Origin of the sequence: Micromonospora sp. NPDC051227, assembly GCF_044455385.1 — a bacterium.
GTDB lineage: Bacteria > Actinomycetota > Actinomycetes > Mycobacteriales > Micromonosporaceae > Micromonospora.
Genome location: NZ_JBITET010000007.1, coordinates 232,795 through 250,672, shown reverse-complemented (window position 1 = coordinate 250,672; position 17,878 = coordinate 232,795). Strand labels below are relative to the sequence as shown.

General features: G+C 71.7%; 16 protein-coding genes. 6 read left to right on the top strand and 10 right to left on the bottom strand.

Annotated elements, in window-relative coordinates:
* Window positions 1-2: 2 nt before the first annotated feature.
* Together ACIA47_RS19685 and sodN are read right to left on the bottom strand one after the other, a co-directional pair.
* On the bottom strand, window positions 3-524 hold the full coding sequence (locus ACIA47_RS19685; protein ID WP_396709641.1) for a GNAT family N-acetyltransferase: 522 nt from the start codon (window positions 522-524) through the stop codon (window positions 3-5).
* Window positions 521-925, bottom strand: a complete 405-nt coding sequence (gene sodN, locus ACIA47_RS19680; RefSeq protein WP_396709639.1) for a superoxide dismutase, Ni — start codon at window positions 923-925, stop codon at window positions 521-523. Before sodN ends, ACIA47_RS19685 begins: the two co-directional genes overlap by 4 nt.
* Before the next feature lie 84 nt (window positions 926-1,009).
* Here sodN and ACIA47_RS19675 point away from each other — a divergent pair, with 84 nt between their 5' ends.
* The 3 genes from ACIA47_RS19675 (at window position 1,010) to ACIA47_RS19665 (ending at window position 3,774) form a co-directional block, all read left to right on the top strand.
* Entirely contained in the window at window positions 1,010-1,360 is a 351-nt protein-coding gene (locus tag ACIA47_RS19675; RefSeq protein ID WP_396709637.1) for a S24/S26 family peptidase, read from the top strand.
* Between the two features lie 145 nt (window positions 1,361-1,505).
* A complete protein-coding gene (locus ACIA47_RS19670; protein WP_203121796.1) occupies window positions 1,506-2,684 on the top strand; it encodes an NADP-dependent malic enzyme in 1,179 nt (392 codons plus the stop codon).
* A 127-nt stretch (window positions 2,685-2,811) separates the two neighbouring features.
* Window positions 2,812-3,774 (top strand): zinc-binding dehydrogenase, encoded by a 963-nt coding sequence (locus tag ACIA47_RS19665; protein WP_396709635.1) that lies wholly within the window; start codon window positions 2,812-2,814, stop codon window positions 3,772-3,774.
* 155 nt (window positions 3,775-3,929) lie between these two features.
* On the opposite strand, the gene ACIA47_RS19660 is transcribed toward ACIA47_RS19665, so the two are convergent.
* Entirely contained in the window at window positions 3,930-4,895 is a 966-nt protein-coding gene (locus ACIA47_RS19660; RefSeq protein ID WP_396709633.1) for an alpha/beta hydrolase family protein, read from the bottom strand.
* A 512-nt stretch (window positions 4,896-5,407) separates the two neighbouring features.
* Between ACIA47_RS19660 and ACIA47_RS19655 the strand changes: the two genes are divergently transcribed.
* Window positions 5,408-5,581, top strand: coding sequence for a hypothetical protein (locus ACIA47_RS19655; protein ID WP_396709631.1), 174 nt, complete (start codon window positions 5,408-5,410; stop codon window positions 5,579-5,581).
* 107 nt (window positions 5,582-5,688) lie between these two features.
* Here ACIA47_RS19655 and ACIA47_RS19650 read toward each other — a convergent pair whose 3' ends face one another.
* The 7 genes from ACIA47_RS19650 to ACIA47_RS19620 all read right to left on the bottom strand — a co-directional run bounded on the left by ACIA47_RS19650 (window position 5,689) and on the right by ACIA47_RS19620 (window position 15,968).
* Window positions 5,689-6,813, bottom strand: coding sequence for an acetate/propionate family kinase (locus ACIA47_RS19650; RefSeq protein WP_396709629.1), 1,125 nt, complete (start codon window positions 6,811-6,813; stop codon window positions 5,689-5,691).
* Window positions 6,810-8,879 carry a phosphate acetyltransferase gene (gene pta, locus ACIA47_RS19645; RefSeq protein ID WP_396709627.1) on the bottom strand — a complete coding sequence of 690 codons (2,070 nt, stop codon included), beginning with the start codon at window positions 8,877-8,879 and terminating at the stop codon, window positions 6,810-6,812. Before pta ends, ACIA47_RS19650 begins: the two co-directional genes overlap by 4 nt.
* 164 nt (window positions 8,880-9,043) lie before the next feature.
* Complete coding sequence (locus ACIA47_RS19640) at window positions 9,044-9,229, bottom strand: DUF6104 family protein (protein ID WP_030490374.1); 186 nt, start codon at window positions 9,227-9,229, stop codon at window positions 9,044-9,046.
* A 156-nt stretch (window positions 9,230-9,385) separates the two neighbouring features.
* The gene (locus ACIA47_RS19635; protein ID WP_396709625.1) at window positions 9,386-13,156 is read right to left on the bottom strand and encodes a multifunctional oxoglutarate decarboxylase/oxoglutarate dehydrogenase thiamine pyrophosphate-binding subunit/dihydrolipoyllysine-residue succinyltransferase subunit; all 3,771 of its coding nucleotides are present in this window, start codon (window positions 13,154-13,156) and stop codon (window positions 9,386-9,388) included.
* A gap of 277 nt (window positions 13,157-13,433) precedes the next feature.
* Complete coding sequence (locus ACIA47_RS19630) at window positions 13,434-14,246, bottom strand: ABC transporter permease (protein WP_203121789.1); 813 nt, start codon at window positions 14,244-14,246, stop codon at window positions 13,434-13,436.
* Window positions 14,243-15,178, bottom strand: a complete 936-nt coding sequence (locus ACIA47_RS19625; protein WP_203121787.1) for an ABC transporter ATP-binding protein — start codon at window positions 15,176-15,178, stop codon at window positions 14,243-14,245. The genes ACIA47_RS19630 and ACIA47_RS19625 overlap by 4 nt, the downstream gene beginning before the upstream one ends.
* Window positions 15,179-15,320: 142 nt before the next feature.
* Window positions 15,321-15,968 (bottom strand): hypothetical protein, encoded by a 648-nt coding sequence (locus ACIA47_RS19620; protein ID WP_396709622.1) that lies wholly within the window; start codon window positions 15,966-15,968, stop codon window positions 15,321-15,323.
* A gap of 159 nt (window positions 15,969-16,127) precedes the next feature.
* Here ACIA47_RS19620 and ACIA47_RS19615 point away from each other — a divergent pair, with 159 nt between their 5' ends.
* A complete protein-coding gene (locus ACIA47_RS19615; protein WP_396709620.1) occupies window positions 16,128-16,898 on the top strand; it encodes a GNAT family N-acetyltransferase in 771 nt (256 codons plus the stop codon).
* Entirely contained in the window at window positions 16,895-17,833 is a 939-nt protein-coding gene (locus tag ACIA47_RS19610) for a lysophospholipid acyltransferase family protein (RefSeq protein ID WP_396709618.1), read from the top strand. The genes ACIA47_RS19615 and ACIA47_RS19610 overlap by 4 nt, the downstream gene beginning before the upstream one ends.
* The last annotated feature ends 45 nt before the right edge of the window (window positions 17,834-17,878 follow it).

Genomic DNA, 17,878 nt, shown 5'->3' with positions numbered 1-17,878 from the left:
GGTCAGTCGCCCGGACGCGTGCCGGCGGTGGTGGCGCGGTCGGCCAACTCGCGGAGCGCGTCGCCGCTGAGCCGATAGGAAACCCATTCGCTCAGCTGCTCGGCTCCGATCGAGGCGTAGAAGCCCGCAGCCGGGTTCCAGTCGATCATGCTCCACTCCAGCCGCCGGTAGCCGCGTCGTACGCAGATGTCGGCCAGCGCGGCGAGCAAGAGTCGCCCGGCGCCGGTGCCGCGGGCGGCCGGCCGGACGTAGAGGTCCTCCAGGTAGATGCCGTGCACTCCGGCCCAGGTGGAGAAGTTGAGGAACCACAACGCGAAGCCGACCGGCTCGTCGTGCTCGTCCACCGCGACGTGACCGAAGAGCGCCGGAGCGGTCGTGAAGAGCGCCGAGGTCAGCTGCTCGGTGGTGAGGTGGCACTGCTCGGGGGCACGTTCGTACTCGGCCAGCTCGTGCACCATGGCGACGACGGCCGGCACGTCCTCGGGACGTGCCGGCCGGATCGTCGGGATGACCGGTGAGGTCACGCCTTCTTGGTCTCCCAGAAGATCTTCGAGATCTCGTCGATCTTCGCGAGCAGCTTGTCGGCGGTGGCCGGGTCGAGGCTGCCCTTGACGCCACCGGCGCCGGCGAGCTTGGTGGCCTCGTTGAACAGGCTGTGCAGGTCCGGGTACTTCTCGAAGTGCGGCGGCTTGAAGTAGTCGGTCCAGAGCACCCAGAGGTGGTGCTTGACCAGCTCGGCGCGCTGCTCCTTGATGATGACGGCCCGGGTGCGGAACTCCGGGTCGGTGTTCGACTGGTACTTCTCGCAGATCATTTTGACCGACTCGGCCTCGATCCGGGCCTGAGCCGGGTCGTAGACACCGCACGGCAGGTCGCAGTGAGCGCTCGCGGTGACGCGGGGCGCAAGGATGCGCGGAAGTCGCATCAGGATCCTCCATGGGAAGTTTGCGATGATCAAAGGCGACATTACTCCTGGGAGTGCTCCCCGAACCGGGTGGAGGTGAAACCAGTGGCCGCCGATCACCCGGCTGAGGTGCCCCGGTTGCGGAGGCCACTGGCCGCCGTTCTGGTCACGGGCCCGTCCATGGCCCCGACGCTGCGGCACGGCGACGCGGTGCTGGTGCGCCCCGGTGGCCGCCCGATCCGAGCCGGCGACGTGGTGGTCGCGGTCTTCCGGACCCGGCCTGATCTGCTGGTGGTGAAGCGTGCGGTCCGGCCGCAGGACGGCGGCTGGTGGCTGCGTGGCGACAACGACCTGATCACCGACGACTCCCGGGCGTACGGGGTGGCCGACGTGAGCGGACGGGTGGTGGCCCGCTACTGGCCGCGCCCCGGACGGGTGCCCCGTCGCCAGTTATGACCCTGCTCACATCCGAGGGGTGGTGTCGACACTATGCTCGGAAAGTGCCCGGGTGACCCCCCGCACCGCGTGCCACCGCTCGCCGCCCACCTCGCGGCGGGGCAGGCCGCCTCACATCTGCTCGACAGATCCTGGAGTCACCACCATGCCTTCGTCCACCGTGGACCCCGCTGATCCCGTCTTCCTGCTGCACCGGGGCGGCAAGATGGCCGTCACCTCGACCGTGCCGCTCACCAGCCGGGAGGACCTCTCCCTGGCGTACACCCCGGGGGTGGCCCGGGTGTGTGAGGCGATTGCCGCCGACCCGGCCCTGGTGGACGACTACACCTGGGTGTCGCACACGGTCGCGGTGGTCACCGACGGCTCGGCGGTGCTCGGGCTGGGCAACATCGGCCCCCGGGCCGCGCTGCCGGTGATGGAGGGTAAGGCGGTGCTGTTCAAGCAGTTCGCCGGGGTGGACGCGGTGCCGGTGTGCCTGGACACCCAGGACGTGGACGAGATCGTCGCGGTGGTGCGGGCGCTGGCCCCCTCGTTCGGTGGGATCAACCTGGAGGACATCAGCGCGCCGCGCTGCTTCGAGATCGAGCGTCGGCTCGACGAGGCGCTGGACATCCCGGTCTTCCACGACGACCAGCACGGCACCGCCATCGTGGTGCTCGCCGCGCTGCGCAACGCCGCGACGTTGCTCGACCGCAAGCTCGGTGACCTGCGAGTGGCGGTGAGCGGCGCGGGCGCGGCCGGCGTGGCCGTGACGAAGATGCTGATCGCCGGGGGCGTCAACCCCGACCAGGTGGTGGTCTGTGACTCCAAGGGGATCATCGGCCGGCACCGCACCGAGCTGACCGGCACCAAGGCGGAGCTGGCGGCGAGCACCAACGCCGACGGCCGGCACGGCGACATCACCGAGGCGCTGCGCGACGCGGACGTGCTGGTCGGGGTCTCCGGCGGGCAGATCCCCGAGGCCGCGGTGGCCAAGATGGCGCCCGGCGGGATCGTGTTCGCGCTGGCGAACCCGACCCCCGAGGTGCACCCCGAGGTGGCCGCCCGGCACGTCGCGGTGGTCGCCACCGGGCGCAGCGACTACCCCAACCAGATCAACAACGTGCTGGCCTTCCCCGGGGTGTTCCGCGGCGCGCTGGACGCCGGTGCCACCCGGATCACCGAGGCGATGAAGGTCGCCGCCGCGGACGCCATCGCCGGGGTGGTGGCGGATTCCCTGACCGCCGACGCGATCGTCCCGTCCCCGCTCGACCCGCGCGTCGCGCCGGCTGTTGCCGAGGCGGTCGCCGAAGCCGCCCGCCGCGACGGCGTCGCCCGCCGTTAGCGCACGCACGGGCCGGGAGCAGCACGCGCCGCCGGTTTGTGCGCACGCGTGGGCCGGGGGCGCTCCGGCGCAGCATGTGCCGCCGGCCTGCGCGCACGGCTTCTTAACGAGCGCTCAGCTTGTTACCGTGCCGATCATGCGTGCTGCCTTTGCCTCCCGTTTCGACGACGCCGATCCGCTCGCCGCGCTCACCGTCGGCGAGCGGCCCGAGCCGACCCCACCGGCCGACGACTGGGTGACCGTGCAGTTGCGGGCCACCTCGCTCAACCACCACGACCTCTGGTCGCTGCGCGGGGTGGGTCTCACCGAGGCCCAGCTGCCGATGATCCTCGGCTGCGACGCGGTCGGGCTGGACCCGGAGGGGCGCCCGGTGGTCGTGTACCCGGTGGTCGTCACACCGGGTGACCCGCGCGGGGTTTCCATCCTCTCCGAGCACTTTGCCGGGACGCTCGCCGAGCGGGTGGCCGTACCCCGCTCGAATCTGATCTCGCTGCCCGACGGCATGGCGGCGACCGACGCGGCGTGCCTGCCCACGGCCTGGCTGACCGCGTGGCGGATGTTGACCACCAAGGGCCGCGTCGCGGACGCCGACAGCGTGCTGGTGCAGGGCGCGGGCGGTGGCGTGGCCACCGCGGCTGTCGCGCTCGCCGTCGCCATGGGCAAGCGGGTGTACGCGACCAGCCGCGATGTCGTCAAACGGGACCGGATCTCGGCCCTCGGCGCCATCGCGGTGGAGCCCGGTGCCCGGCTGCCGGAGCGGGTGGACGTGGTGATCGAGACGGTCGGTGCGGCCACCTTCGACCACTCGCTGAAGTCGGCCGCGCCGATGGCCCGGATCGTGGTGTCCGGCGCGACCGCCGGGCACGAGCCGTCGGTCAACCTGCGCCGGGTCTTCGCCATGCAGCTGGAGATCCTGGGCACCTCGATGGGCACGCCCGGCGAGCTGTACGAGCTGCTGGCGTTCTGCTCCGACAACGAGGTGCGCCCGGTGGTGGACAGCGTCATCCCGTTCAGCCGGGTCGAGGACGCCTTCGCCCGACTGCACTCCGGCGACGCCTTCGGCAAGGTCGTCATCGACCACACCGCCTGACCCGCACTGCGCTCGGCCGCGCCGCGCCGCTCGGCCTGGCCCCGCCGCAAGATCGCCCAACATCATGGAAGTAGTGGCCTCCGCGTCGTCGGAGGCCACTACTTCCTGGTTACTGCGCGATCTTGAGGGGTCGGCGCGCACGGCGCGGGCGGGCCTCAGAGGTGGTCGTCGAAGGTGGCGATGTCGCCACGCGTCGCGTCGGTGGGGATGCGTTCCTTGGCGTCGGCGTCGCCGTAGAGCGACCAGCGCAGGAACTCGACAGACGTGTCCGAGACGACCCGCAGCGTCGCGCCGTCACCGAGCAGCGCCCGCCCGTGGTCGCCCTTGGGCAGGCTCAGCATCGCCTTCGGCCAGGGCACCTTGTCGTACGCGGCCTTGCCCGCCGCGTACTCGACCACCTCGTCCAACTCGCCGTGCACGAACAGCTGCGGCGCGGCCGCACCCGCGAACGCGGTGCCCACGCCGAGCGCAGTGCCGGCGAACACCACACCCGCGTCCAGCCGCTCGTCCCGGCTCGCGGTGAACAGGCCGATTGTGGTCACCCCGCCCGCGGAATGCCCGGCCGCGGCCACCCGCTCGCCGTCCAACCGGCCGCGCAACGCGTCGCCGGCCTTGCCGTCCAACGCCAGCACCTGATCCAACGCGTACGACACGTCGGCGGGCTGGTTGAGCACGTCGAGGACGTTGTTGTCAGCCCCCCGGGAGGTGTGCGGGAACGCCGGCGCGGCCACCACGAAGCCCGCCGCCGCCCAGCGGGTCAGCAGCGTGGCGTAGTCGTCCGGCCGCCCACCCAAGCCGTGACTGAACATCACCACCGGGAACCGGCCCTCCGCCGCCGTCGCCGACCGCTTGGCCGCGCCGCCGGACTGCCCGGCCGCCGGGTACCAGAGCGTCGTCGGCAGCGCGCGGCCGTCCCGGTTCAGCTTGAGCTGGCGTACGCCGACCGCGAAGGCGCGCTGCGGGGCCTTTCCGGCGGGGACCTGCGGTGTCGGCGTGGCGGCGGGTGATGGTTCGACGGGCGCCTGCTGGCCCTCGGTCTTCCTGGCGTCCGCCGAGCAGCCGACCAGACCGGCAATGAGCACGGCGCTGGCCAGCAGGGCGGGGGTGACGCGACGTGGCATGAATCCGATTGTGCCCTGCCCCGCTGACGTGCCCGGTGGACTTCGACGCGGTGTGCCCGTCGACTCACCTAGCGCTGCGCTGTCGGCTTCGGGGTTGTACCGGTTCGTTCCGGGCGGAACGATCTCGTCGATCCGGGCCGCCACCTGATCGGTCGACACCGGGTACCAGATCGTCACCGGCAGGGGGCGCGCCGAGCGCGGATCGAGGGTGAGCGTACGCACGCCGACGGCGTACGACCCCTCGGGCGCCCGACGCGCCGACACCGGCCCGGCGGCCCCGCCAGCCGTGGCCGTGGCCGGCGCAACCGGGCAGCAGCACTGTCACCAGTACGGCCATCAGCCGGCCCGCCCCCATCGTTCCACGGTAGGTGCCCGGGCGGGCGTAACGTCCCCGCCGTCCGGCTCGGGTGCATCCGCCACCCGGTCGGGTCACCTCCGCCGGCCGGGTCCACCCCTGGGACGCCGCCGGCCGGGGACGGTGCCGCGTGACCAGCTTCGCTAGGGTCACCGGCATGCCTGAGAACTACACGGACCCCAGCGGCAACACCGAGGCGTTCCGCGCCTTCAACCAGACGCCGGAGACTGCGGCGCCGACGGAGGCCCCGTCCCGCCTGCCGCTCGTCATCGGTGCGGCAGTGGTCGTCGTGGTGCTGGTGGCACTCGTCGCCTGGCTGGCGACCGGCTGACCGAGTCGCCTGGCTGGCGCTGCACTGATCAGGTCGCCTGGCTGCGGCCGCACTGAACGGGCTTCACCGACTCGCGCGCACCCTCGGGCCTCCCGGGGGTGCGCGCCTCAGTGGCGCCGGGCCGCCGCGACCACGTCCCGGGTCTGCCTGGCGATTTCCCGCTCCTCGTCGGTGCGGATGACGCAGACGCTCACCTCGGCCCCGTCGGGGGAGATCAACCGGTCGCCCTCGCCGTTGTTGCGGGCCTCGTCCACGGCGATGCCGAGCCGGCCCAGCCCGGCCAGCGCGGCGGCCCGCACCGGCGCGGCGTGCTCGCCGACCCCGGCGGTGAAGGTGATCGCGTCGACCCGGCCGAGCAGCGCGTAGTACGCCCCGACGTAGCCGGTGATGCGCCGGCAGTACACGTCGAAGGCCAGCGACGCCGCCCGGTCACCGGCCGCCCGGCGTTCGAGCACCTCACGCATGTCGTTGACCCCGCTCAGCCCGAGCAGGCCACTGCGGTGGTTGAGCAGGTCGTCGATGTCGTCCACCGACAGCCCGCCCTCACGGCGCAGGTGGAAGATCACGGCCGGGTCCACGTCGCCGCTGCGGGTCCCCATCACCAGCCCCTGCAACGGGGTCATGCCCATCGAGGTGGCGACGCTGCGACCGTTCGCCACCGCGCAGGCGCTGGCCCCGTTGCCCAGGTGCAGGGTGATCGTGTTGACCTGTTCGTACGGGCGACCCAGCAGCTCGGCGGTGCGCCGGGACACGTAGGCGTGCGAGGTGCCGTGAAAGCCGTACCGGCGGATGTCGTACCGCTCGGCGGTGTCCCGGTCGATCGCGTACGTCGCCGCTGCCTCCGGCAGTGTGTGGTGGAACGCGGTGTCGAAGACGGCGACCTGCGGGACGTCCGGCAGCGCCGCGCGGGCCACCTCGATGCCGGCCAGGTTGGCCGGGTTGTGCAGCGGGGCGAGCGGCACCAGATCCTCGATCGCGGCCAGCACCGCGTCGTCGACCAGTACCGGCGCGCTGAACGTCCGGCCACCGTGCACCACCCGGTGTCCGACCGCCGCCAGCCCGGTCAGGTCCAGCCCGTCCAGGATCTGCCGGACCGCCTCGGCGTGGTCCGCCGGGCCGCCACCGGGCTCACCGATCCGCTCGACGGTGCCGTGGTCGAGTGCCCGGTCACCGTCGTAGCGACGCCACTTCACCGACGACGACCCGCAGTTGAGCACCAGCACCTGACTCACGACGCCTCCTCGGTGGCCGCTTGGATGGCGGTGATCGCCACCGTGTTGACGATGTCCGGCACCGTGGCGCCCCGCGACAGGTCGTTCACCGGCCGCCGCAGGCCCTGCATGACCGGGCCGACGGCGACCGCCCCGGCGGAGCGCTGCACCGCCTTGTACGTGTTGTTGCCGGTGTTCAGGTCCGGGAAGATGAAGACCGTGGCGTGCCCGGCGACGGGGCTGTCGGGCAGCTTCGTGGCCGCCACCGCCGGGTCGATCGCCGCGTCGTACTGGATGGGCCCCTCGACCAGCAGATCCGGCCGGCGCTCCCGGACCAGCGCGGTGGCCGCGGCGACCTTCTCCACGTCGGCGCCCGCGCCGGAGCTGCCGGTCGAGTACGACAGCATGGCCACCCGGGGTTCGATGCCGAACCGGGCGGCGGTGTCGGCCGACGAGATCGCGATGTCGGCGAGCTGGGCCGCGTCCGGGTCGCGGTTGACCGCGCAGTCGCCGTAGACCAGCACCCGGTCGGCGAGCAGCATGAAGAAGACGCTGGAGGCCACCGAGACGTCCGGCAGCGTACGAATGATCTCGAACGCCGGCCGGATGGTCGCGGCGGTGGTGTGCGTAGCGCCGGAGACCATGCCGTCGGCTCGGCCGGTGGCCACCATCAGCGTGCCGAAGTAGTTGGGCTGGGCCACGACGTCGTGCGCCAACTCGGCGGTGACGCCCCGGTGGGCGCGCAGCCGGGCGTACTCGGCGGCGAAGTCGTCGCGCCACTCGCTGGTGCCCGGGTCGACCACCTGCGCGTCGCCGAGGTCGATGTCCAGCTCCCGGGTGCGCCGGGCGATGCCGTCCGGCTGGCCGAGCACCGTCAGCTCGGCCACTCCACGCCGTAGCAGGATCTCCGCCGCGCGCAGGATCCGCTCGTCGGTGCCCTCCGGCAACACCAGGTGCCGGGGCTTCGAGCGGGCCCGGTCGATCAGCTCGTTCTCGAACATCAGCGGGGTGACCCGCGCCGACCGGCTGACCCGCAGCCGACGGGCCAGGTCGTCGGTGTCCACACAGCGCTCGAACGCCCCGAGCGCGGCCTCCACCTTGCGGAAATTGGTCGCGCTGGGCCGGCCCTCGATGCGACTGGACGCGGCCACCGTGTCGTAGCTGTCGAGACGCACGGAGAGCACCGCCAACCCGGTGTTGAGCCCCTCAACCAGCCGCATCACCCTGGGGTCGGGCTGCTCGCCGAGGGTGAGCACCAGCCCGGCCACCGACACCTGCCCGGCCACGTGCGCGGCGCTCGCGGCGACGAGCAGGTCGGCCCGGTCCCCAGGGGTGATCACCAGGGCGCCCTCGGTGAGGTGGCCCAGCACTGTCGGCACGTGTGCCGCGCCGACCACGAAGTCCAGCACGTCGCGACCGAGCGCGGCGTCGTCCCCGGCCAGCAGGGTGGCGCCGAGCGCCGCCGCCACCTCGGCCACCGTCGGCGCGGACACGCTCGGCACCTCCGGGATGGCGTACGCGGGGACCGGCAGGTCGGGCAGCGTCATCGGCTCGGTCACCCGGTTGGCGATCACCGCGAGCACCGTCGCGCCGAGGTCGGCCAGATCGTGGTAGGCCCCCCGCATCGCCGACGCGACGGCCGCCGGCTCCTGCCCGAAGCCGTCCACCACCGGCACCACCACGCTGCCGAACTCGGTGGCCAGCCGAGCGTTGAAGGCCAGTTCCCGGGGGTGGGCCGGGTCGCCCGGTTCGTCGAAGTCACTGCCCACCACGACCACCGCCGGGCACTGCCGCTCCACCGCCCGGTAGCGCTCGACGATGGCGGAGATGAGCTGCTCCCGTCGGCCGTCGGCGACGAGCGCCGAAGCCTCGGCGTAGCTCGCCCCGGCCAACTCGGACAGCGGCACCTCGACCCGGTAGCGCTCGCTCAGCAGGGCGAGGATCGGGTCCTGGCCGGTGTCGGCCACCAGCGGCCGGAACACGCCGATCCGCCCGACCTGGCGGGACAGCAACTCCGCCAACCCGAGGGCAATCGTCGACTTGCCCCCGCCGGACCCCACGCTCGTCAGATACACACTTCGGGCCACAGCCCCACCCTAGAAGATCGCAAGGCCCCCCACCCGGGCCCTCCGGCCCTGCCAGCCCGGCCCCTCACCCCTGTGATCATGAAGTTGTCGCCCGACACGCCGACGACACGCGCGGACAACTTCATGATCAACCCGCTGGGGCGGGGTGGGGTGGGGGGTGTGGGTTAGGCGTCTTCGTCGTCGGGGTCGTCCAGGCGGGCCAGGTAGGTTGCCAGGCGCTCGATGGGGGTTTCGAAGTCGGGGTTGAGGTCGACGAAGTCGCGCAGGCGCTCGCCGAGCCACTCCAGGGTCACCTGCTCTTCGCCCCGGCGCTCGACCAGCTCCTCGATGCCACGGTCGGTGAAGTACATGGGTATGTCCTTGTGCTCGGCCCGGCCCGGCTCGGGCGGCCGGGTCGGTGCTGGGTGGATGGTCAACCGGCCGGCGGGTGGACCGGCGGGACCTACGAGAGCCGGGGCAGGACCGTGGTGAAACGGTCCTGCCCCGGTTTCCGTGCTCAGGTCAGGTCACGGGCGGGGGAGAGCCGCCTCGATCAGCGCGTTCTGCTCGACCTCATGGGTCTTGGCCGAGCCGACCGCCGGGGCGGCCGCGGCCGGGCGGGAGATCCGCCGCAGCCGAACGTCAGTGAGGTGCTCCAGCAGGTTGAGCGCGACGAACGACCAGCCACCCTGGTTGGCCGGCTCCTCCTGCACCCAGGCGAAGTCCTCGGCGTTCGGGAACTGCGCGAGGGCGGCCCGGATCTCCTCCACCGGCAGCGGGTACAGCTGCTCCAGCCGGAGGACCGCGGTGTCGGTGACGCCGCGCTCCTGCCGGGCCTGGAACAGGTCGTAGTAGACCTTGCCGGAGCAGAGCAGCACCCGCTTCACCGCCTCCGGCGCCGGGGCGGCCGTGTCGCGCAGCACCGGCTGGAAGGTGCCGGTGGTGAAGTCCTCCACCGACGAGACGCAGAGCTTGTGCCGCAGCAGCGACTTCGGCGTGAACACCACCAGCGGCTTGCGCTTGGGCGACAGGGCCTGGCGGCGCAGCAGGTGGAAGTAGTTCGCCGGGGTCGTCGGGATGGACACCCGCATGTTGTCCTCGGCGCACATCTGCAGGAACCGCTCCGGCCGGCCGGAGGTGTGGTCCGGGCCCTGACCCTCGTGGCCGTGCGGCAGCAGCAGGGTGATGGCGGAGCGCTGGCCCCACTTCACCTCACCCGACGAGATGAACTCGTCGATCACCGACTGGGCGCCGTTGACGAAGTCGCCGAACTGGGCCTCCCAGGCGACGAGGGCGTTGATGTTCTCCACCGAGTAGCCGTACTCGAAGCCCATCGCCGCGTACTCGCTGAGCAGCGAGTCGTGCACGAAGAACCGGGAGCGGTCGCCGTCGCCGGTGAGCGACTTCAGCGGCAGGTAGTCGTCGCCGGTGCGGGAGTCGACCACCGAGGCGTGCCGCTGGACGAACGTGCCGCGACGAGAGTCCTGCCCGGCGAGCCGGACGGTGACCCCGTCGTGCAGCAGCGCCCCGAGCGCGATGATCTCGCCGAAGCCCCAGTCGATGTTGCCCTCGACGGACATCTTGGCCCGCCGGTCCAGCAGCTGCTGGATCCGCTTGTGCGGGGTGAAGCCCTCCGGCAGGTTGATGTGCGCCTCGCCGATGGCCTTGACCACTGACGCGTCGGTGGCGGTGTCGACCTGCGGTTCCGGCTCCTCCTCGCGGCGCGGCCGGTTGAGCTGGCGCGGTGCCGAGGCGGCGTCCCGGGTGGCCTTGAAGACCTTCTCCAGCTGCGCCTGGTAGTCGCGCAGCAGCTCCTCCGCGTCCTCCACGGTGATGTCACCGCGACCGATCAGTTCCTCGGTGTAGAGCTTGCGGACCGAGCGCTTCGAGTCAATGATCTTGTACATCTGGGGGTTGGACATCGACGGGTCGTCGCCCTCGTTGTGCCCGCGCCGGCGGTAGCAGACCATGTCGATCACGACGTCCTTGTTGAACGTCTGCCGGTATTCGAAGGCCAGCCGGGCCACCCGGACCACGGCCTCCGGGTCGTCGCCGTTGACGTGGAAGATCGGCGCCTGGATCATCCGGGCCACGTCGGTGCTGTAGAGGCTGGACCGGCTGTACTCCGGGGCGGTGGTGAAGCCGACCTGGTTGTTCACCACCACGTGCACGGTGCCGCCGGTGCGGTAGCCGCGCAGCTGCGACAGGTTGAGCGTCTCGGCGACCACGCCCTGCCCGGCGAAGGCGGCGTCACCGTGCACCGCCAGCGGCAGCACTGTGTAGCCCTCCAGCTTGAGGTCGATCCGGTCCTGCTTGGCCCGGACGATGCCCTCCAGCACCGGGTCGACGGCCTCCAGGTGCGACGGGTTGGCCACCACCGACACCTTGACCGCGTGCTCGCCGTCGGGGGTGGTGAACTTGCCGTTCTGACCCAGGTGGTACTTCACGTCGCCGGAGCCCTGCGTCGAGCGCGGGTCCAGGTGACCCTCGAACTCCGAGAAGATCTTTTCGTACGGCTTGCCGACGATGTTGGCCAGCACGTTGAGCCGACCCCGGTGGGCCATGCCGATGACGACCTCGTCCAGCCCGTTCTCGGCGGAGGACTCCAGCACCTCACCGAGCAGCGGGATCAACGACTCGCCGCCCTCCAGCGAGAAGCGCTTCTGGCCGACGTACTTCGTCTGCAGGAAGGTCTCGAACGCCTCGGCGGCGTTGAGCCGGTTGAGCACGTGCTTCTGTTCGTCGGCGGAGGGCTTCTCGTACTTGCGCTCGATCCGTTCCTGGACCCAGCGCCGCTCCTCCGGGTCCTGGATGTGCATGTACTCGATGCCGACCCGGCGGCAGTACGAGTCGCGCAGCACGCCGAGGATCTCGCGCAGCTTCATCCGCTGCCGGCCGGCGAAGCCGTTGACCGGGAACTCGCGGTCCAGGTCCCACAGGGTGAGCCCGTGCTGGAGGACGTCCAGGTCGGGGTGCTTGCGGATCTTGAATTCCAGCGGGTCGGTGTCAGCCATCAGGTGACCGCGCACCCGGTACGCGTGGATCAGCTCGTGCACCCGGGCGGTCTTGTTGATCTGACCCTCGGAGTTGACAGCGACATCGCGCATCCAGCGCACCGGCTCGTACGGGATGCGCAGCGCGGTGAAGATCTGGTCGTAGAAGCCGTGCTCGCCCAGGATCAGCTCGTGCATCACCTTGAGGAACTCGCCGGACTGCGCACCCTGGATGATCCGGTGGTCGTACGTGCTGGTCAGCGTGATGATCTTGCTGACCGCCAGCTCGGCGAGGGTGGCCTCGGACATCCCCTGGTAGGGGGCGGGGTACTCCATCGCGCCGACGCCGATGATCGCGCTCTGCCCCTGCATGAGCCGCGGCATCGAGTGCACGGTGCCGATGCCGCCCGGGTTGGTCAGCGAGATCGTGGTGCCGGAGTAGTCCTCCATGGTCAGCTCGTTGCGCCGCGCCCGTCGGACCACGTCCTCGTACGCCTGCCAGAACTGCCGGAAGTCCATCTGCTCGCAGCCCTTGATGGAGGGGACCACCAGGTTGCGGCTGCCGTCGGGCTTCGCGAGGTCGATCGCGATGCCGAGGTTGACGTGTGCCGGGCGGACCACCGCCGGCTTGCCGTTGGCCTCGGTGAAGGAGTTGTTCATCTCCGGGTGCTGGACCAGCGCGCGCACCATCGCGTAGCCGACCAGGTGGGTGAAGCTGACCTTGCCGCCCCGCCCACGGGCGAGGTGGTTGTTGATCACGATGCGGTTGTCCACCAGCAGCTTGGCCGGGACCGCGCGCACGCTGGTCGCTGTGGGCACGCTCAGCGAGGCGTCCATGTTCTGGACGATCTTCGCCGCGACGCCCCGCAACGGCGTGGTCTGCGGGCCGTCGGCACTCGGCGCGGCGGCCTTGGCGGCCGGCTTGGCCGGAGCGGTCTTCTCCGGAGCGGTCTTCTCCGGCGCGGCCTTCGGTGTGGCCGGAGCGGCCGGCTTGGCCGGCGCCGGCTGGGCGGCGGCCGGCTTGCTCGCGGTCACCGGCTTGGCCGGGGCGCTCGGCTGGGCGACAGTGGCGGCTGCCTCCGGCTGACCGTCCGGCTCCGGGGCGGCGGCTGGCTTGTCCGACGATCCGGCGCCGCGCGGTGTGCCCGCTCCCGGTGCCGGCCGGTAGTCGGCGAAGAAGTCGTGCCAGGCCGAATCGACGCTCGATGGGTCGGCGAGGTAACGCTGGTACATCTCCTCGACGATCCACTCATTCGGGCCGAAACCCGCCAGTGGGTTCTCCTGCGAAGTCTGCTGGGTCGACACGGCCGGTAATCGCCTCTTTCACGCGGGTTTGTGTGGCACGCGGTGGGTCCGTCGCGCCCGATTAGGAGCACGGACTAGACGGCTCCCAGGCTACGCCGTACCGATCCCGCAGGCATTTCCGCCTCGGTCCCGTGGCCGGTTTCACAGAAGATGCCAGAAGTTCGGCAACGCCTGCGCGCACCGTGTCGAACTGGTAACACCCGACCCTCGCGCGGCCGGTCGCCGAGCGTGACGCCCGACCCCGGAGCGGCCAGCCGCCCCGGGGTCGCAGACGCCATCAGGCGATGTCGCGCCGCCGGGTGAGCAGAACTCCGGCAATTCCGCTGACCAGCGCGTAGCCGATCAGCACCAGGGCACCGACCCACCAGGACGGTGTGAACTCCGAGGTGCCCTCGGTGATCATGACCTGGGATGCCACGGCGGGCCAGATCACCTGCCACTTGAGCACCGCCTGGCTGTCGAGCACGTTCGACAGGAGCAGGAACAGCAGACCCACCACCTGGGTGCCGATCAGATAGAGCACCGCCGCCGTGATCACCGCTCCGAGCTGGTTGGTGATCAGCGTGCCGATGCCCACCCCGAGGATCGTCCAGATGGCGTAGGCCAGCAGGTTGAACAGCAGTGCCCGCTGCACCGGCCACTCACCGAGCTGGGTGCCGTAATCATTCGCGGACAGGAAGATCGCGCCGGCGGCCAGGTCGATGAGCGTGGTCGCCAGCCAGAACATGAAGCCGAGCAGGCTGGCGGCGACGAGCTTGCTGACGATGACCGACGTTCGCCGGGGAGTCGTCAGGAACGTCGTGGTCGCGGTCTGGTGGAAGAACTCGTTGGTGACCATCAGGATGCCGATGAGCATCACGAACATCAGCCCGAGGTACTGGCCCGAGGTGTAGAGGTTCGCCGCCTGCGCCGGCGCGGTCGCCTGCTCGGCGCTGACGCCGATCTCCTCGGCGTCGCCACCGAGCGTCGTGACGGCCAACCACGCGTTGATCGCGAACGCCAGGGCGATCGAGAGGAACGCGCCGAGGGCCAGCCACCACCAGGTGCTGGTGGTACGGATCTTGAGTAGCTCGGATCGGACCAGGTTCATCGGATGCCCGCCTTTCCGGCCGTCAGCTCCAGGAAGACCCGTTCCAGATCGGGCCGTTCGGTGGTCAGTTCGTGCAGCTCGACCCCTGCCGCGAGGGCGGACCGGCCGATCGTCGGGGCGTCCACCCCGGCGACCAGCAGCACGCCGTGCTCGTCGACGTCCACGGTGGCCGACTGCGCCTTGAGGGCGGCGGTCAGCGCCTCGGCCTGCGGGGTGCGGACCCGGACCCGGGCGCCCTGGGCCATCGACCCGAGCACCTGGTCGACCGGACCCTGCCGGACCAACTGCCCGGCCGCGATGATCACCACGTCGTCGGCGAGCAGCTGCATCTCCGACAACAGGTGGCTGGAGACCAGCACCGTACGACCCTCGTGGGCGAGGTTCTTGAGGAACCCACGCATCCACCGGATGCCCTCCGGGTCCAGCCCGTTGGCCGGCTCGTCGAGGATCAGCACGCGGGGGTCACCGAGCATCGCGGCGGCGATACCGAGCCGCTGCTTCATGCCCAGCGAGTAACCCTTGAACTTGCGCTTCGCCGCCGGGGTAAGCCCCACCAGGGCCAACGCCTCGTCGGCCCGCTGCTTGGGCAGCCCGGCCGCCGCGCAGATGACCCGGAGGTGGTTGATGCCGGTGCGGCCCTTGTGTGCGCTGGACGCCTCCAGCACCGCGCCGACCTGCCGCAGCGGGTTGGCCAGGTCGACGTACCGCTGGCCGCTGATGGTGGCCGTGCCGGCGGTCGGCGTGACCAGATTCAGCAGCATGCGCAGCGTGGTGGTCTTGCCTGCGCCGTTCGGGCCGAGGAAGCCGGTCACCCGTCCCGGCGCCACGGTGAAGGACAGGTTGTTCACCGCCCGGACGTTCTTGTACTGCTTCGTCAGACCGGACACCACGATCTGACCGTCGCTGGTGGGGCTTCGCTGCCCGTCAGTCATCGTTCTCCTCCCGTGTGTGGCGTCGAGGTACGCCGTGGCACAGCGTGACGGCCCGTGGCAACAAGGTCAATCAGGCGCGGTCAGTACGTCTGCCTCCGTCGCGGGGTGGAGGTGACTCATCCCTGCGGACTACGGCCCGGATTCAACTGGCGATCCAGGTCGCCCGCGCCGCGCCGAGCAACGAGCCGTCCGGGGCGTACAGGCTCGTGTGCACGAGCGCCTTGCGCCCATCGACGCGCAGCAACGCCCCGGTCACCACGCACTCGTCGCCCGCCCCGGGCAGCGCCTCGACCACGGCGGCGATCCGGCCCAGCAGGTACGGGCGGCCCGGCGCGAGCACCGCCCAACCACCGGGGCAGTCCAGCGCAGCCCAGACCGTGGCCGCGCTGACCTGTGCGGGCGCGCGGAACGGCGCGGCTGTCCGGCCATCGGGCAGCCGGCCGGGGAAGATCCGCAGTCCGTCGGCCCGCTGCGGCCCGCACACGTAACAGCTGGGGAACGGATGCTCGACCAGGCCAGGGTAGCGGGCCGCGGCGGCCACCGCCGTCTCCAGGTCGACCGGGGGTACGACGGCATCGATCACCCCGGCCGGGCGCACCTCGGCCACCAGCTCGCCGGCCGGGTCCCGGACCTCGCCGTCGACCACTGTCAGCTCGGTCTCCAGCGGTGGTGGCCGGCGCAGCGTCACCTCGATCGGCCCGCTGCCGTCCGCCTCGGCGGCGAAGATCCCCGCGCTCCAGCCGCCGTTGCCGGAACCGGCGGGCCCGTTGTAGCGGGTTTCGATGCGCATCGTCGACCTCCGGTGGTGCGTGTCGGCGCCTTCGCCGGCCTGGTCCGGCAGCCTCGCACGGTCCGCGCCGGGCGTCGCTGGCGGTCTCGCCTGCCGGCGTTCATCCGATCGACACCAGTGGTCCCCGTGGATGGCAACCCGGGCACCTACACAGATCCCATGGCCGTTCTGCATGCCGCTGGCACACCCCTGAAGACCAGCGGATACACAGTGCTGATCGCCGACGACCCCACCCAGGTCGCGGCCGCGCAACGCCTGCGCCACGAGGTGTTCGCCACCGAGCTCGGCGCCACCCTCCCCGGCGAGGCCGGGTTGGACGTCGACCCCTTCGACGCGTACTGCGACCACCTGATCGTCCGCGAGGACAGCACCGGTGAGGTGGTCGGCACGTACCGACTGCTGCCGCCGGGGCGCACCACCCGGCGCTACGCCGAGGACGAGTTCGACCTGAGCCCGCTCGACCCGCTCCGCGACGACCTGGTCGAGGCAGGTCGGTCCTGTGTGCACCCGGGCCACCGCTCCGGCGCGGTGATCAACCTGATGTGGGCCGGCATCATCAGGTACCTGCACCTGCGCGGCTCCCGCTGGCTCGGCGGCTGCGCGTCGGTGCCGGTGGCCGACGGCGGGCGGACCGTGGCCGAGGTGTGGACCCAGGCCCGGGCCCGGCACCTGTCACCGCCGCCGCTGCGGGTCCGTCCGTTGCGGCCCTGGTTCACCGAGGCGGCCGCCGCCGGCCCGGTCACCGCTGCCCCGTCCGGGCGGGTCGCGGTTCCGCCGCTGCTGCGCGGCTACCTCCGGCTCGGCGCGTGGATCTGCGGCGAGCCGTCCTACGACAGCGACTTCGGGTGCGCGGACTTCTACGTCCTCTTCTCCCTGGACCGGATGAACCCGCGCTACCTGCGGCACTTCCTCGGCGGGGAGCAGCGGTGACCGCCGTGCCGCGCGACCTGTGGCGGCCCGCCTCGGGTTGCGACGACGACTGCCTGCCGACGGCGGGCGAGGTGCCCACGGTGCCGGTGGCCCGCCGGGTGCTCCGGCTGGCCGCCGCGCTCGGCATGCTGCTGGCCGGGATCCCGGTGGTGCTGCTGCTGCCCGTGCTCCCCAGCCGGGAACGGCGCGCGCTGGTCAGCGGCTGGTCGCGGGCCACCGCGCGCGCCTTCGGCGTCCGCCTCGTGGTCCGGGGTCGGTTGCCCCGACGGCGCGCGCTGCTGGTCGCGAACCATGTCTCCTGGCTGGACATCCTCGCGGTGCTGGCGGTCGCGCCCACCCGGATGGTGGCGAAACGGGAGATCCGCTCCTGGCCGGTGGTCGGCCTGCTGGCCGCGGCGGCGGGCACGGTCTTCGTGGACCGTGCCCGGCCGCTGGCGCTGCCGAGGACCGTCGCCCGGGTCGCCGACGCGCTGCGCGCCGGGCGGTCGGTGGCGGTCTTTCCGGAGGGTACGACGTGGTGTGCCCGCAACGGTGCCACCGACTGCCGCCCCGGCGGTGGGTTCCGGCCCGCGACGTTCCAGGCGGCGATCGACACGGGCAGCCCGGTGGTTCCGCTGCGGCTCACCTATCGCTGTGCGGCCACCGGGTCGACCACCACGGCAGCCGCCTTCCTCGGTGCGGACACCCTGCTGCGCTCGGTGGCACGGGTGGTCGCGGCGCGGGAGTTGGTGGTCTCGGTGACGATCGCCGCCGCGCTGCACCCGGCCCGTGACGCCGATCGGCGGTTGCTGGCCCGGGCCGCCGAGTCGGCCGTACACCTGGTGCCGACGGCGGGTGCCGTGGCGCGGGCCCGGCTGCGGCCGGTGCCGACGATGACCCCGGCCGTTCCCGTGCCCGCTCCGCCTGCTGATCGGGAGCTGGACCTGGCGGCCTGAGGAGCGCACGCCGAACGCCGAGCCGGCGACCAACTCGCGACCTGT

Excerpts from the sequence above, each read along its gene's own strand:
- sodN (WP_396709639.1), bottom strand. The coding sequence starts at position 925 with ATGCGACTTCCGCGCATCCTTGCGCCCCGCGTCACCGCGAGCGCTCAC.
- ACIA47_RS19670 (WP_203121796.1), top strand. The coding sequence starts at position 1,506 with ATGCCTTCGTCCACCGTGGACCCCGCTGATCCCGTCTTCCTGCTGCAC.
- ACIA47_RS19660 (WP_396709633.1), bottom strand. The coding sequence starts at position 4,895 with ATGCCACGTCGCGTCACCCCCGCCCTGCTGGCCAGCGCCGTGCTCATT.
- ACIA47_RS19655 (WP_396709631.1), top strand. The coding sequence starts at position 5,408 with ATGCCTGAGAACTACACGGACCCCAGCGGCAACACCGAGGCGTTCCGC.
- ACIA47_RS19640 (WP_030490374.1), bottom strand. The coding sequence starts at position 9,229 with ATGTACTTCACCGACCGTGGCATCGAGGAGCTGGTCGAGCGCCGGGGC.
- ACIA47_RS19630 (WP_203121789.1), bottom strand. The coding sequence starts at position 14,246 with ATGAACCTGGTCCGATCCGAGCTACTCAAGATCCGTACCACCAGCACC.
- ACIA47_RS19625 (WP_203121787.1), bottom strand. The coding sequence starts at position 15,178 with ATGACTGACGGGCAGCGAAGCCCCACCAGCGACGGTCAGATCGTGGTG.
- ACIA47_RS19620 (WP_396709622.1), bottom strand. The coding sequence starts at position 15,968 with ATGCGCATCGAAACCCGCTACAACGGGCCCGCCGGTTCCGGCAACGGC.
- ACIA47_RS19615 (WP_396709620.1), top strand. The coding sequence starts at position 16,128 with ATGGCCGTTCTGCATGCCGCTGGCACACCCCTGAAGACCAGCGGATAC.